Origin of the sequence: Cyanobium sp. HWJ4-Hawea, assembly GCF_024345815.1 — a bacterium.
Lineage (GTDB): Bacteria > Cyanobacteriota > Cyanobacteriia > PCC-6307 > Cyanobiaceae > Cyanobium_A.
On sequence record NZ_JAGQBV010000001.1, the window covers coordinates 36,226 to 48,561 of the forward strand.

Genomic DNA, 12,336 nt, shown 5'->3' on the forward strand with positions numbered 1-12,336 from the left:
CCTAGTAGCGCTCAGGCCTGGGCAGGTCCCAATCGGGGCGTTGGCCGCCCTGGAGCAGCAGCTCGGCCTGGCCCTGGAGATCGGTCCGCTGGATCCGCCAGAGCCGATAGAGGCCCTGGCTGGCCAATTGCTGGTGGGGAACGGCCCGCCATGGCAACCGGGCGGCGGTGCCCTGGTCAATCACCAGCAGCACGGTTGAACCGGGCGCGGCAGCGCTGGGCACCAGCCCCTGGCGCCCCTCCCTGGCCAAGCGGTCGGCCAGGTTTATCAAGCCCACCGGCTCGGCCCCCTCGTAGAGCACCACCTGGCGCCCGTAGTAGTGGAGCGAGGGCTTCATGATCCCAACCATCGCCAGGGGTTCCTGGGGCCCGCGCTGACGCAGCACCTGTTGGGCCATTTGGCGCACGGGCAGACCCCGCAGCTGATCCCCCACCTGCCAGGCAGGCATAAGCGCCAGCGGCACAAAGGCCACCAGGGGGAGCTGCAGACCCAGCAGGGCGATGGCGCCATCGCGGCGTAGGCCCAGCAAAGCCAACCCAACAGCCAGGCCATAGAGCCCAGAGGCCCAGGGCAACCATCCAGCCGCCAGCAGCTCCTGGGCCAGGGCTGGCATTTCCGGTTCGTGGATTAGGGGGAGCCAGCTCGGTGCGGCAGCCCAGGCTAGGCAAAACACCCCAGCGAGGGCCACGGTCGCTCCCCAGGCCCAACGCTTGGCCTGGGGGGCGGCGAGGGCCACCAACAGGCCCGCCGCTGGCGTGGCAGGGATCCAGTAGCTGGGGAGCTTGGTCGCCGCCAAGGTGAAAAACAACAGCACCGCCAGCAGCCAGCAGGCGGCAAAGCGCTGCAGGGAAAGGGCTGGGGGGCCAGCCTGAACGGGCCGTCGCCAGCAGGCCAGGGCCTGGGCCAGACCAAGCAGCAATAGGGGCGTGAAGGGCAAGCTGGCGATCACCAGCACGGGGCCAAAAAACCACCAGGGCTGCAGGTGGTGGTTCACCACCACCGTGAAGCGCTGGAGGTTGTGGTAGCCGAAAAAGCTAGCCACGAAGGCTTCACCTTCCACAACAACGGCCAGCCCGTACCAGGGCAGGGCCACCAGGGCAGTTATCAGCAGGCCGCGTAGGGGCTTGAGCTTTCTGACCAGGCCCCGCCAATCGCGCTGCAGGCCGCCAAATAGGGCCAGGGTCAGGCCAAAAAGGATCAACGCCACCGGCCCCTTTGCCAGCACCGCCAAACCCAGCACCAACCAACAGGCCCACCAGCGGCGAGCACCGGCATAGGTCCGCCAGCTGAGCAACAAGCTCCAGGCCAGACAGCCTGAAAACAGGGCATCACTGACGGCAATGCGGCCCCAGAGCAGCACCAGGGGCGAGAGGGCAAAGGCCAGGGCCGCAGCCAGGGCGGTAAGGGCCTGCCGCTGGCCCTGCTGGGGCCAGCGCAATAGCGTCTGGGCCAGGCCCAGCATCACGCTGATGCTGGCAAGGGCGGAGGGCAGCCGGGCCGCCCAAGTGCCCAGGGGATTCCAGTGCTCTTGGCCCGGGAGGACATAGAAAAAGCCCATGGCCCAATAGACCAGGGGCGGCTTGTCGTAGCGGGGCAAGCCATTGACCCGGGGGATCAGCCAATCGCCGGATTCGGCCATGGCGCGGGCCGCAGCGGCAAACAGCGGTGGGGTTTCGTCCACCAGGCCGCTACTGCCCAATCGCCACAAAAAAATGACAACCCCAAGCAGGGTTGTGGCCGCCAACACCCAAAGCCGCAGGGACCGGGCTACGGGCGATGGGGCCTCGGGGGCCTGACTCAAACCAGATGCTGGGGGCAAAACCAGTGGACTGGGCTCAAAACAGCTAGCCACCCAACCTATGGCGCCCAGTAGTTGGGGTAGTCGGGACAGGTCAGTCGCGGCAGGCCAGCCCCTCCAGCCAGGCCTCGATGCGGGCCGCAAAAGCGGCCTGGGAGGCATGCTGCTCCACCCAGGCCCTGCAGCTGGCCCTATCCACCGCCATCGCCCGCCGGGCAGCAGCCACCAGGGCTTGGCGATCGTCGTGCGGGCAAAGGGCCCCGTTTAAACCCTCCTGCACCAGTTCGGCGGGGCCGCCACGGGCGTAGGCAGCCACGGGCACCCCACAGGCCATCGCCTCCACCAGCACATTGCCGAAGGCCTCGTTCCATTTCGGGGTGTTGAGCAGCAAAAGGCAGCGGCCCAGCTCGGCCTGGAGCAACTCCGTGGCCAGAAAACCACGCCAGCAGATGGTTCCTGGCGGCACCGATGCCTCCACGGCATCTGCATAGGCCCCATCTTCCCGGTAGCCCCACACGTGCAGCGGCAGCCCCAGCTGGGCCGCCACCCAGGCCCCATCCTCCAGGCCCTTTTCAGGGGCAATCCGACCGGCCCAACCCAGCTGCTGCAGGGGCTTGGCCACAAAGTTGTAGCGCGTCAGATCAAAGCCGTTTCCCACCAATCGCGGTGGCTGGGCCAAATCAAAATCCGCCGCCTGGCTGGCGGTATGGAAGGCCAGGTGCTCCGGACAAAGACGACTGATTTCAGCGATCTGGCTGTCGATCGCCTTGCCCACCGAACCCATGCTCACCAGGTGGGCCAATGGCGTTTGGGTGTGGGGGGTGAGCCAGAGGGGAAGCCAGTCGTAGGCAAGGTTGAGGATCACCTCAAAGCCTGCCTGCTCCGCCAGGGCTCTACGCCAAAGATGTGCCAAGACCCCATCGGCAGGGATCACGATTTGGTCATTTTGCTCCTGGTGTTGGCAACTGGGTTGGAATTCGCCGGCAACGCACCAGAGCCGGGCCCCGGCGCAAGCAACGGCCAGCTGGGAGCCCTCGGGCGCCAGCACCGTGACCTGGTGGCCCCGCCCCAGCAGGCCAGCCACCAATGCCGTAGCTGTGAGCTCCACACCGCCGCCGCGGCCACTGCCCAGGGGGCCCACCGGGGTGCTCACCACCAGGATCCTCATCAGGGCTGCCCCGCCGCTGGGCTGCCCTGCCAAAGCTGCTGGCGCCGATTGATCAGCAGCACCGAAACCAGGGCCAGGGCCACTCCGAGCCACTGGAAGGGCAGCAGGCTTTCATCCAGCAGCCATACCCCGCAAAGCAGGGCAAATACGGGCGTCAAAAAAGTGAGGGCGGTGAAGCCGGTGAGGTCACCGCTGCTGGCAAACCAAAAGAACAGGCCGTAGGCCAGGGCACTGCCAAAAACTGCCGCGTAGGCCATCAGGCCCCATTGGAGGCCAGTCCAGGCGGGCAAAAACCCCTGGGCCGGGGGCAGGGCAATGGTGCCGATCAAAAGGGGAATGGCCCCCAGCACCATGTGCCAGCCCGTAATCGCCACAGGATCACTGCGGCGGGCGGCATAGCGGCTCAACACCGTGCCCAGCGCCATGGCGGCCGCCGCCCCCAGCATCCAAAGTTCTCCGTGGCTCCAGGCCTGGGCACCAACCGCCACCGGACCATCCAGCCACCAGTGGCGCAGCAGCGGAGCCGGCAGCCCCAGGCAAAGGATGGCCAGCAGGCCCAGCATCAGGCCAATCCAACCCACCGGATTGATCGCTTCTCCAAACAGGCTGCGGGCCAAGAGGGCCACGAGTAAGGGCTGGGAGTCGATCAAGACCGAGCCCAACCCAGCTCCGGTTTGGCCCAGGCCCCGGGCCAGCAAGCCCTGAAAAATGCTGCCATCCACCAGGGCAAAGGCAATCAGCCAGGGCCAATCCAGGGGATCAATGCGCCAGGAACGGCCCAGGGCCAGGGCCGCCAGCAGCACCAGCACGCCGGCCGGCAGCAGCCTCAAACTGGCCAGCATCAAAGGGCTGGTGCCCTCGAGCAAGGGTCTCATCGCCGCCATTGCCGTGCCCCAAAGGGCAAAGGGCAAAAGCATGGCAATGGCGCGCAGCAAGGGCCCGGGGGGGTTCTTTTTAAGATCCAACCACTTCATCCTGACGCAATGCTCTGGCCCTGGCGCCGCAAAACCCGTCGCGCCATGGCGCGGATAGCGATCGAGGGGCCCATTGCAGGTGCCACCCGCACCCGGGTTCTGAAGGCAATCAAACAAGTGCAGGAAAGGGAATGCCCCGCCCTGCTCCTGCGCATCGACAGCCCCGGCGGCACCGTGGGAGATAGCCAGGAAATCCACAGCGCCCTGCTGCGCCTGAAGGGAAAGGGCTGCAAGGTGGTGGCCAGCTTTGGCAACATTTCGGCCTCCGGCGGGGTCTACGTGGGCGTTGCCGCAGACCAAATCGTGGCCAACCCGGGCACCATCACCGGTTCCATCGGGGTGATCCTGCGGGGCAACAACCTCTCCAAGCTGTTGGAGAGGTTGGGAGTGAGCTTTGAAACCGTCAAAAGCGGCATTTTCAAAGACATCCTTTCGCCGGATCGGGCCCTGACCGGCGCCGAGCGCGACCTGCTCCAGGGCCTGATCGATTCCAGCTACAGCCAATTTGTGGAAGCAGTGGCGACGGGCCGGGGCTTGGACCAGCAGGTGGTGCGGAGCTTTGCCGATGGCAGGGTCTTCACCGGTGCCCAGGCCAAGGAGCTGGGCCTGGTCGACCAACTGGGCGACGAGGAAACCGCCAGGCGCCTGGCCGCCGAATTGGCCGGGCTAGATCCGGAAAAGAGCAAGCCCATCACCTTTGGAGCTCCGCCAAAACGCTTTGGCGGGCTGATACCGGGCCGTAGCCAATTGAGGGCGATCGGCCAGGCCCTCAGCCTGGAAATGGCCTGGAGCGGCCAACCCCTTTGGCTTTACCGGCCATGAATTCAGCTTCCCAACTGCGGGCCCTGCGCGGTGCCACCACGGCCGCTGCCAATAGCGCTGAAGCCATCGAAGTGGCCGTAACCGAGCTTGTGGAGGCCCTGGTCGAGCGCAACCGGCTCAACGGCCCCGAGCTGCTCTCGGTCACCTTTTCCGTGACCGCAGATCTGGATGCCTGCTTTCCTGCCGCCATCGCCCGGCGCAGGCCGGGCTGGGAAGGGGTGGCCCTGTTGGATTGCCAGCAAATGGCCGTTAAAGGCGACTTGCCCCGCTGCATTCGCCTGCTGGCCCATGCCTGGATGGATGGCAATCAACCGGCGATTCACCCCTACCTGCGCGGGGCAGCCCAGCTCAGGCCAGACCGCGCCAGCTAAGGCGCCGACCACCGGCCGCGCCTTGGGGCACGGGAGCTGATGAGAATCTGGTTACTTCTCGGGCTTGCCCCATGGGTTTACGTAATCGCCTTTTGGCCATTGGTGCCTGTGCCCTGGGTGCCGGCGCCCTCCCGGCCACGGGCCTGGCCCCCCTGCTGCTGCCAGCCGCCCAGGCCCAGACCACCCCGAGCGTGATGGAATTCCGCTGGGACGCCGACAAGGACTACAAAAAGCTCTACTACTTCGTCAGCAATGCCAGGCCGCTAGCTCGAGCTGACTACTACTTCATCCTCAAACCGAAGGATCGCAAGACGGCAATCCTCAAGCTCAGCATCACTATCCCCAAATATTTCGACGCCAAGATTGATACCAAGCAAATCAAGCTTTGCAAGATGAGTGAGGGGGGCATGCTCAAGCGCACCCGCTGCGAGAAGGACATCCCCGCCACCATTGAGCTAGCCGATAAGGGCAATGCGATCGAGGTGTTCCCCAACACCCCCGTCTCCGACGAAGGCACGATTGGGGTCTACATGCAGATCTTCAACCCCTTTAATCCGGGCATGTATCAGTTCAATGCCCTAGCCCAGGCACCGGGTGACATTCCGATCGCTGGCTACCTGGGCAGCTGGTTGATCCAGCTGGAGCCCCCCAGCAACTAGGCCCCACAAGTCAGCAGGGGCAGCCTGATAGGTTGGCCCCTACGCCCATTCAAGCCGCGACAAGAGGAGCGAGTTAGAGACCATGACCAAGCGCACCCTGGAAGGCACTAGCCGCAAACGCAAGCGCGTATCAGGTTTTCGTGTGCGGATGCGCAGCCACACCGGCCGCCGAGTGATCCGCACCCGCCGCCGCCGCGGCCGCGCCCGCCTGGCCGTTTAGGGCCTTGGCCCTGCCCCAACGCCACCGGCTAAAGGGACAAAAGGTTTTCGATTGCTTGTATCAAAAGGGCCGCAAATACAACGGCCCTTTTTTGATGCTCAGGTTGCTCGAAGCCAGGCCCGCCCTGCTGCCCCTCAGCCAGCGCCAGGCACCAGCCAGTCCGTGGCGTTGCGGCGTGGTGGTGAGCAGCAAGGTCCACAAGCGCTCTGTGCAGCGCAACCGGCTACGGCGCCTGCTCCACAGCCACCTCCTGGGGCTGGTCGGCCAGGAGCAGCAAAAGGCCCTATGGCTACTGATCAGCCTCAAACCCGGCAGTGCCGAACGCGAAAGCGCAGACCTCCTGGGAGAATGCAACCAACTTCTGCAGCAAGCCGGCCTAATCCCATGAGCGCAGAGATCCAAGAATCGGTCTTCTACGAAGGTGGACCAGCCAAGGGAGACCTGATCTTCAACCTGCTGCTGGGCCTGACCCTGATCGGCATTCCCTTTGCGGTGGGTGCGATCGTGCGGGCCCTGTGGCTGCGCTATCGGATCACCAGTCGCCGCATTGAGGTCAACGGTGGCTGGCTAGGTCGCGACCGCACCCAGGTGGTCTACAGCCAAATCCGCGAACTCCGCAGTGTCAGCCGGGGCTTCGGCTTTTGGGGCGACATGGTCGTGGTGCTCAACGATGGCTCCAAGCTGGAAATGCGTTCAGTGCCCAACTTCCGGGGCCTGGAGGAGTTCATCGAGCAGCAGCGGGCCGCCAAAAAAGCTGCTGCCCCCAAGGGCATGGCCGCCTAAACCGCATTTCAACCCCCTGGTCGGGCACACTGGCCCCACCGCCTCCTTACCCCAAGCCCCCACTCGCCGTGATCGGCTACATCTCCGACAACCTGCTGCTGCCAATCCTCGATTTCTTCTATGGATTGGTGCCCAGCTACGGGCTGGCGATCATTGCCCTCACGGTGGTGATTCGCCTGGCGCTGTTCCCCCTCAGTGCCGGCTCGATTCGCAATGCAAGGCGCATGCGCATTGCCCAGCCGGTGATGCAGAAGCGCCAGGCTGAGATCAAGGCCAAATACGCCAGCAACCCCCAGAAACAGCAGGAGGAGCTGGGGGGTTTGATGAAGGAATTCGGCAGCCCCCTGGCCGGCTGCCTGCCCCTGGTGGTGCAGATGCCGATCCTGTTTGCCCTATTCGCCACCCTGAGGGGATCACCGTTTGCCGATGTGCCCTACACCTTGAACCTCAAGGTGCTGCCGGCCGAGCAAATCGCAGCGGTGGAGCCCAAGCCGTTCAACAGCGCCAGCCACTCGATTTTTGTCACCGAAACAAACCACGTGCCGGTGATCGCCAGCCTCGAGCAGGGCACCAAGATCGGCGTGGGAGACAAGGTTCAGGTGCAGCTGCACACCAAAACGGGCGACAGCTTCAGCTCCGTGCTGAAGGGGATTGAAGGCGCTGATGCCTTCGAGCCCACCTGGAGCATCACCAAGGGCGAAGGCGTGGTGAGTGTGGACCAAAACGGCAGCATTACCGCCCTGGGCACGGGTGATGCCACGGTGGAAGCCAAGATTCCAGGCCTGGCGGCCCGCAGCGGCTTCCTGTTTATCAAGGCCCTCGGCCAGGTCGGCTTCATGACCGATGGGGCCGTCAACTGGGATATCGCAATCCTGGTGGCCGGCTTTGGCGCCAGCCTGTTTGCATCCCAGATCCTTTCTGGCATGGGCATGCCCGCCAACCCCCAGCAGTCCACGGCCAACAAGATCACGCCGGTAATGATCACGGGCATGTTCCTGTTTTTCCCCCTACCAGCGGGGGTGCTGCTCTACATGGTGATCGCCAACATCTTCCAGGCGCTGCAAACCTTCCTGCTCTCCCGGGAGGCCCTGCCCGACAACCTGCAGGCAATCCTCGACCAACAGCTCACCCAGCAAACCGTCACGGTCACAGCAGGCGGGGCAAATCGCCTGCCTTTTGAACCAAAGGGCAAGAAGTAACTCGGCCCCGAAGCAAGTTGAGCGCCTCTGCCATCCCCCCCCTGCGGCCCATGCCAATCCAGGAGCTGAAGCTCCTAGATCAAAGCCACCATTGGCAGATCGACCAGCCCATCGATGGCCTGGACAGCCTCAGGCCGGTGCGGGGCAAGCTCAGCGCCAGACACCGGGGCAATCTGCTGGAGGTGGAAGGGGAAATGGCCACGGAGATCAGCCTTTGCTGCGACCGCTGCCTCCAGCAGTACAACCAGCCGCTGCGGGCCAAGGCCAGCGAAGTTATTTCCCTCGAAGAGCCCCCCCTCGATGGGGGCGAGGTATTTGAGCTGGAGGGGGCATCGATTGATGCGGCGGTGAGCGAACACCTGGATCCCCGCGGAAATTTTGATCCGGAGCAATGGGTGTATGAGCAGCTCAGCCTGCAGATTCCCCTGGTAAGCAACTGCGGCGCCGCCTGCCCCGGACCCGGCGCCTGGGAAAGTGTGGGCCCAAGCCAAGATCCGCGCTGGGCCGCCCTGGGGCAACTAAAACCATGAGCCCTCTACAACCGTGAGCTTGGCCTGGGCCGACCAGCTGGACCTATTGATCAGGTCGCGCACGCCGATCCTCTGGATTCGCAGCCTGGAGGAGGAGCGGGTGGAGCGGTTGCTAGAGGCGGCTGCCCAGCGGCTGGGGGGCCGCACCCTGCTGCGCTGGGATTTCATCGACGGCCTGGGCGGCGCCCCCAATCGCCAGGGGGAGGCAGCCCGCAATCCGATGGCGGCCCTTTCCTGCATCGACGCCATGCCCCCCGAGCAGGGGGCGATCCTGCTGCTGCGCGATTTCCATCGCTACTGCGATGACGTCGGCATCTGCCGGCGCCTGCGCAACCTGGCCACCAGCCTGCGCCAGGTGCCCCACACCCTGGTCATCAGCGCCCCCGACTGGCAGCTGCCCAGGGAACTGGAGGATTGCATCAGCGTCCTGGAGCTGCCGCTGCCCGATGCGGCAGAAATTGGCCAGCTGCTCAGCGCAATTGCCTCAGCCGGCGGCACACCCCTGGCAGAGGAAATCCTCAGCCAGCTGACGGCCGCCTGCCATGGCCTCAGTGAGCAAAGGGTGCGCCAATTGGCCGCCAGGGCCCTGGCCCGCCATGGCCAGCTGGGCATCGGCGACCTGGCGGAGGTGCTGGAGGAAAAACGCCAGGCGATTGCCCAAAGCGACCTGCTCGAGTACTGCCCCAGCAGCGCCAGCACCGCCGACATGGGTGGGCTGGCGGCCCTGAAGCAATGGCTTGCCCAACGGCACATGGCCTTCAGCGAGGAGGCCCAGCGGTTTGGCCTGCCCCTGCCCCGGGGCGTCCTGCTGGTGGGTCCCCAGGGCACGGGTAAATCGCTCACCGCCAAGGCCATTGCCCACAGCTGGGCGATGCCCCTGTTGAGGCTTGACGTGGGCCGCCTATTTGCCGGCCTGGTGGGCGCCAGCGAAGCCCGCACCCGCGACATGATTCAACGGGCCGAGGCCATGGCCCCCTGCGTGCTCTGGATCGACGAAATCGACAAGGGTTTCGGCGGCGACTCCCGCAGCGATGGCGGCACCAGCCAAAGGGTGCTGGCCAGCCTGCTCACCTGGATGGCGGAGAAAACCAGTGCGGTGTTTGTGGTGGCAACAGCCAACGGGGTTGAACGCCTGCCGGGCGAACTACTGCGCAAGGGCCGCTTCGACGAAATCTTCCTGCTGGAGTTACCGAGCACCGCCGAACGCAAGGCAATCCTCGATCTCCAGCTGAGGCGACGGCGACCAGCACACGCGATCCCGCTGGAGGTGCTGGCCGATCGCACGATCGGTTTTTCCGGCGCCGAACTGGAGCAAACCGTGATCGAAGCGATGCACCTGGCCTTTGCCGAGCGGCGCGACTTCGGGGAAGCCGACTTGATTGCAGCCGCCAGCCAACTGGTGCCGCTTTCGCGCACGGCCAAGGAACAACTCGATGTTCTGCACCAATGGGCCAGTGGCGGCAGGGCCCGGCCGGCCAGCGGCCCAGATTGCGCTGAGTAACGAACTCAAACTCCAGGTAACAAGAACCCATCGCGGCGATGGCAGACCTGGCCAACGCCCCTACGGTCGATCCAACTCGCTCGCCCTGCCGTGACCCCCACCCCCAGCCCCCGGTCGCACCAAGAGATCACCAGCCAATTGGCGGTGGCCTGCCTCGGCGCCGGAGTTGTGACCTCGGTGGCGGTGGCCCAGGGGCAGAACCCCCTTACGGCCCTGGGAATCACCCTGTTTTCAGCCGTTGCCGCAGTAGGGGTCGGCCAAATCCTCTAACTGGCGTTCTCTGCTTCAGCCACCATTGCCAGCTGCAGCTTCGGGATAGGAAAGCCATTGCGGCCCAACACCTCCACCAGCATCCGATTGGTGTCAAATAAAACCTGGACGTAGTGGGCGTTTGGTGTAAACGGACGCACCACCAACTTTGGGCCCCGATCATTTAGCTCAAATACAGCCACTTCCGGCTCCAGACCAGGCATCTGGTTGGCAACCTGGCCTAGGCCCTCGCGAATCAGCAAGATTGCCCGATCTAGATCAGCGCTGTGATCAAGCTGGGCAAAAATCTCCACACGCCGGTAGGGATGGGCTGAAAAATTTTGAATCGTATCTCCAAATAGCTTGCCGTTAGGAACAATGTTGCGGACGTGATCGGGGCCCAGAATTGAGGTAGAAAACATGGCAATTTCCTCAACGGTGCCGGTTACACCAGCCGCGCAGATCACATCTCCGACGCTGAAGGGCCGAAACAACTGCAGAAACACACCCGCGGCAAAATTGCCCAACATGCCGCTCCAGGCGGCACCAATTGCCACGCCAGCGCCGGCGAGCAGGGCCGCAAAACTGGCGGTGGGTATGCCAAAGAAGCCCAATATCGCCACCACCAGGATCACCCTCAGCACCGCCGAGAGGATGGCCACCAGGTAGCCGGCCACGGTTAGGTCCAGGCTGCTGTGGCGCAGGCCCTTGCGCAGCACCCGCACCGCCAGGTGAATCAACCAACCGCCCACAACCCAAAGGGCCACGGCCCCCAGGAGCTTGAACAGAAAAGGCACCAGCGCATTGGCCACCAGCAGCACCAGATCGGGCAGGGCAAGCGAGCCTGGAATCACGGAAGCAAGGGCGACAAAGCACCCCCAGCATGGATGGGCCATGCTGAAGGCAACTGGTTTTGGTCTGCCTTGTCGGAATCCTTTGGGCAGAAGCAAGCTCCCAGCCCTAGCCAACAAGACCTACTAGGCCTAGTACTCAACCAGACATGTCAACTTAGAGAAACGAACGTGTTGCACTTTCCTGGTGTTGGCATGAATAACGAGCATCTGCCTAGAGCAGGCTGCAATCTGGGGGCAGAGCCATCGCCTTTGAGCCCCCAGCTGTGACCCTACCTCCCTGGTTAAGTGCTTCTCTGCCAAAAGGCTCTAGGGCAGTGGGGCTAGCGGCCTTGGGGCTGGGTTTAATTGCCTTGGGAGTGGTGGCTTGGCGAAAAGCGAATCCACCCCTGCCAGCTGAGTACCAAACCCTTCAAGCGGTGGTTAGCCGTCTGGCTGCCCATAACGATTTGGGTACAAGCCCGATTGGCCTTTCGATCAACAACGGCTCTTACGCAGGCACCTTGGCCCAGATGCGTGGCTATTGCAAGGAAGCGGATTGCGACTTCTTCGCCCAGCTCAACCCCTACAAGAGCTACGGCAAGGATTGGGATGAGATCGGTCGTCAGAGTTATACGCTTGGTGACATAGGCGCCTGGTCTACCTCAAGCGGAACAATCGAAGTTCCCCGCACCGCCTTCCGCATCTATGGTCGTCATATCGGCTGGTTGGGGTGCACGGTGGCCCACGAGATTGCTCACATCCAGCGCAACCATGTGTTCATGGCCAACTATTACAGTAATAACACGATCCGGTCCGCACCCGATAAGACTAAAGGAGAATTGAGCTATGCCAAATCCCGCGAACAGGAGCTTGAGGCCGATCGCGATTCGGCCGTAATGATGGCTAGAGCTGGCTACAAGGGTCGAATCTGCGTCGATGACCTTGTGTTCTTGCACAAGTCAAGTGGTGACGGCAGCGCCACCGAATCCGATTCCACCCACCCCGGCTACGACGAGCGCATAAAAGCTCTCGCTGCTTTTTATGAAAAGCTCGAAAAAAATCCTCCCGCCAAATCAAACCCCACCAAGGGCCATTTAACCTACAGCCCCGCCGATAACCTGCTCAGCTTTATTCCTACAAAACCCTGACAAATCGGCAAGGAGATGCTGCGTTTATTGCTTAACATTCTTTGGTTTGTGCTTGGTGGGTTTGTGATTGGCATGGGCTGG

15 protein-coding genes are annotated in these 12,336 nt (G+C 63.5%); 11 read left to right on the top strand and 4 right to left on the bottom strand.

All coding sequences use genetic code 11. The features are described 5' to 3' along the window. Nucleotide 1 precedes the first annotated feature (1 nt). The 3 genes from KBY58_RS00205 to KBY58_RS00215 all read right to left on the bottom strand — a co-directional run bounded on the left by KBY58_RS00205 (nucleotide 2) and on the right by KBY58_RS00215 (nucleotide 3,940). Nucleotides 2–1,801 carry a glycosyltransferase family 39 protein gene (locus KBY58_RS00205; protein ID WP_315858006.1) on the bottom strand — a complete coding sequence of 600 codons (1,800 nt, stop codon included), beginning with the start codon at nucleotides 1,799–1,801 and terminating at the stop codon, nucleotides 2–4. Nucleotides 1,802–1,892: 91 nt separating this feature from the next. After that, nucleotides 1,893–2,966, bottom strand: a complete 1,074-nt coding sequence (locus tag KBY58_RS00210) for a glycosyltransferase (protein WP_255002176.1) — start codon at nucleotides 2,964–2,966, stop codon at nucleotides 1,893–1,895. Continuing rightward, nucleotides 2,966–3,940, bottom strand: a complete 975-nt coding sequence (locus tag KBY58_RS00215; RefSeq protein WP_255002178.1) for a DMT family transporter — start codon at nucleotides 3,938–3,940, stop codon at nucleotides 2,966–2,968. The genes KBY58_RS00210 and KBY58_RS00215 overlap by 1 nt, the downstream gene beginning before the upstream one ends. Before the next feature lie 9 nt (nucleotides 3,941–3,949). Here KBY58_RS00215 and sppA point away from each other — a divergent pair, with 9 nt between their 5' ends. The 10 genes from sppA to KBY58_RS00265 all read left to right on the top strand — a co-directional run bounded on the left by sppA (nucleotide 3,950) and on the right by KBY58_RS00265 (nucleotide 10,295). Next, nucleotides 3,950–4,762: a signal peptide peptidase SppA gene (sppA, locus tag KBY58_RS00220; RefSeq protein ID WP_255002179.1), complete on the top strand. Its 813-nt coding sequence runs from the start codon at nucleotides 3,950–3,952 to the stop codon at nucleotides 4,760–4,762. Then, entirely contained in the window at nucleotides 4,759–5,133 is a 375-nt protein-coding gene (gene aroH, locus KBY58_RS00225; RefSeq protein WP_255002180.1) for a chorismate mutase, read from the top strand. The genes sppA and aroH overlap by 4 nt, the downstream gene beginning before the upstream one ends. A gap of 71 nt (nucleotides 5,134–5,204) precedes the next feature. Next, nucleotides 5,205–5,792, top strand: coding sequence for a DUF2808 domain-containing protein (locus KBY58_RS00230; protein ID WP_255002181.1), 588 nt, complete (start codon nucleotides 5,205–5,207; stop codon nucleotides 5,790–5,792). A gap of 82 nt (nucleotides 5,793–5,874) precedes the next feature. Next, nucleotides 5,875–6,012, top strand: coding sequence for a 50S ribosomal protein L34 (gene rpmH, locus KBY58_RS00235; RefSeq protein ID WP_006170261.1), 138 nt, complete (start codon nucleotides 5,875–5,877; stop codon nucleotides 6,010–6,012). Between the two features lie 4 nt (nucleotides 6,013–6,016). Beyond that, on the top strand, nucleotides 6,017–6,400 hold the full coding sequence (gene rnpA, locus KBY58_RS00240; protein WP_254932881.1) for a ribonuclease P protein component: 384 nt from the start codon (nucleotides 6,017–6,019) through the stop codon (nucleotides 6,398–6,400). After that, nucleotides 6,397–6,795, top strand: coding sequence for a PH domain-containing protein (locus tag KBY58_RS00245; protein WP_255002182.1), 399 nt, complete (start codon nucleotides 6,397–6,399; stop codon nucleotides 6,793–6,795). The genes rnpA and KBY58_RS00245 overlap by 4 nt, the downstream gene beginning before the upstream one ends. Nucleotides 6,796–6,863: 68 nt before the next feature. Beyond that, nucleotides 6,864–7,994: a membrane protein insertase YidC gene (gene yidC, locus KBY58_RS00250; protein ID WP_254932879.1), complete on the top strand. Its 1,131-nt coding sequence runs from the start codon at nucleotides 6,864–6,866 to the stop codon at nucleotides 7,992–7,994. Nucleotides 7,995–8,011: 17 nt separating this feature from the next. Beyond that, complete coding sequence (locus KBY58_RS00255) at nucleotides 8,012–8,524, top strand: YceD family protein (protein ID WP_255002183.1); 513 nt, start codon at nucleotides 8,012–8,014, stop codon at nucleotides 8,522–8,524. Between the two features lie 13 nt (nucleotides 8,525–8,537). Then, on the top strand, nucleotides 8,538–10,025 hold the full coding sequence (locus KBY58_RS00260; protein WP_255002184.1) for an AAA family ATPase: 1,488 nt from the start codon (nucleotides 8,538–8,540) through the stop codon (nucleotides 10,023–10,025). A gap of 90 nt (nucleotides 10,026–10,115) precedes the next feature. Further along, complete coding sequence (locus tag KBY58_RS00265; protein ID WP_255002185.1) at nucleotides 10,116–10,295, top strand: hypothetical protein; 180 nt, start codon at nucleotides 10,116–10,118, stop codon at nucleotides 10,293–10,295. On the opposite strand, the gene KBY58_RS00270 is transcribed toward KBY58_RS00265, so the two are convergent. Beyond that, nucleotides 10,292–11,170, bottom strand: coding sequence for a mechanosensitive ion channel family protein (locus KBY58_RS00270; protein ID WP_255002186.1), 879 nt, complete (start codon nucleotides 11,168–11,170; stop codon nucleotides 10,292–10,294). The two genes, KBY58_RS00265 and KBY58_RS00270, sit on opposite strands and share 4 nt — an antisense overlap. 374 nt (nucleotides 11,171–11,544) lie before the next feature. Here KBY58_RS00270 and KBY58_RS12930 point away from each other — a divergent pair, with 374 nt between their 5' ends. Then, nucleotides 11,545–12,255 carry a M48 family metalloprotease gene (locus KBY58_RS12930; RefSeq protein WP_255002187.1) on the top strand — a complete coding sequence of 237 codons (711 nt, stop codon included), beginning with the start codon at nucleotides 11,545–11,547 and terminating at the stop codon, nucleotides 12,253–12,255. Nucleotides 12,256–12,336 lie beyond the last annotated feature (81 nt).

Excerpts from the sequence above, each read along its gene's own strand:
- sppA (WP_255002179.1), top strand. The coding sequence starts at position 3,950 with ATGCTCTGGCCCTGGCGCCGCAAAACCCGTCGCGCCATGGCGCGGATA.
- KBY58_RS00245 (WP_255002182.1), top strand. The coding sequence starts at position 6,397 with ATGAGCGCAGAGATCCAAGAATCGGTCTTCTACGAAGGTGGACCAGCC.
- KBY58_RS00215 (WP_255002178.1), bottom strand. The coding sequence starts at position 3,940 with ATGAAGTGGTTGGATCTTAAAAAGAACCCCCCCGGGCCCTTGCTGCGC.
- KBY58_RS00230 (WP_255002181.1), top strand. The coding sequence starts at position 5,205 with ATGGGTTTACGTAATCGCCTTTTGGCCATTGGTGCCTGTGCCCTGGGT.
- KBY58_RS00210 (WP_255002176.1), bottom strand. The coding sequence starts at position 2,966 with ATGAGGATCCTGGTGGTGAGCACCCCGGTGGGCCCCCTGGGCAGTGGC.
- aroH (WP_255002180.1), top strand. The coding sequence starts at position 4,759 with ATGAATTCAGCTTCCCAACTGCGGGCCCTGCGCGGTGCCACCACGGCC.
- rpmH (WP_006170261.1), top strand. The coding sequence starts at position 5,875 with ATGACCAAGCGCACCCTGGAAGGCACTAGCCGCAAACGCAAGCGCGTA.
- KBY58_RS00270 (WP_255002186.1), bottom strand. The coding sequence starts at position 11,170 with ATGGCCCATCCATGCTGGGGGTGCTTTGTCGCCCTTGCTTCCGTGATT.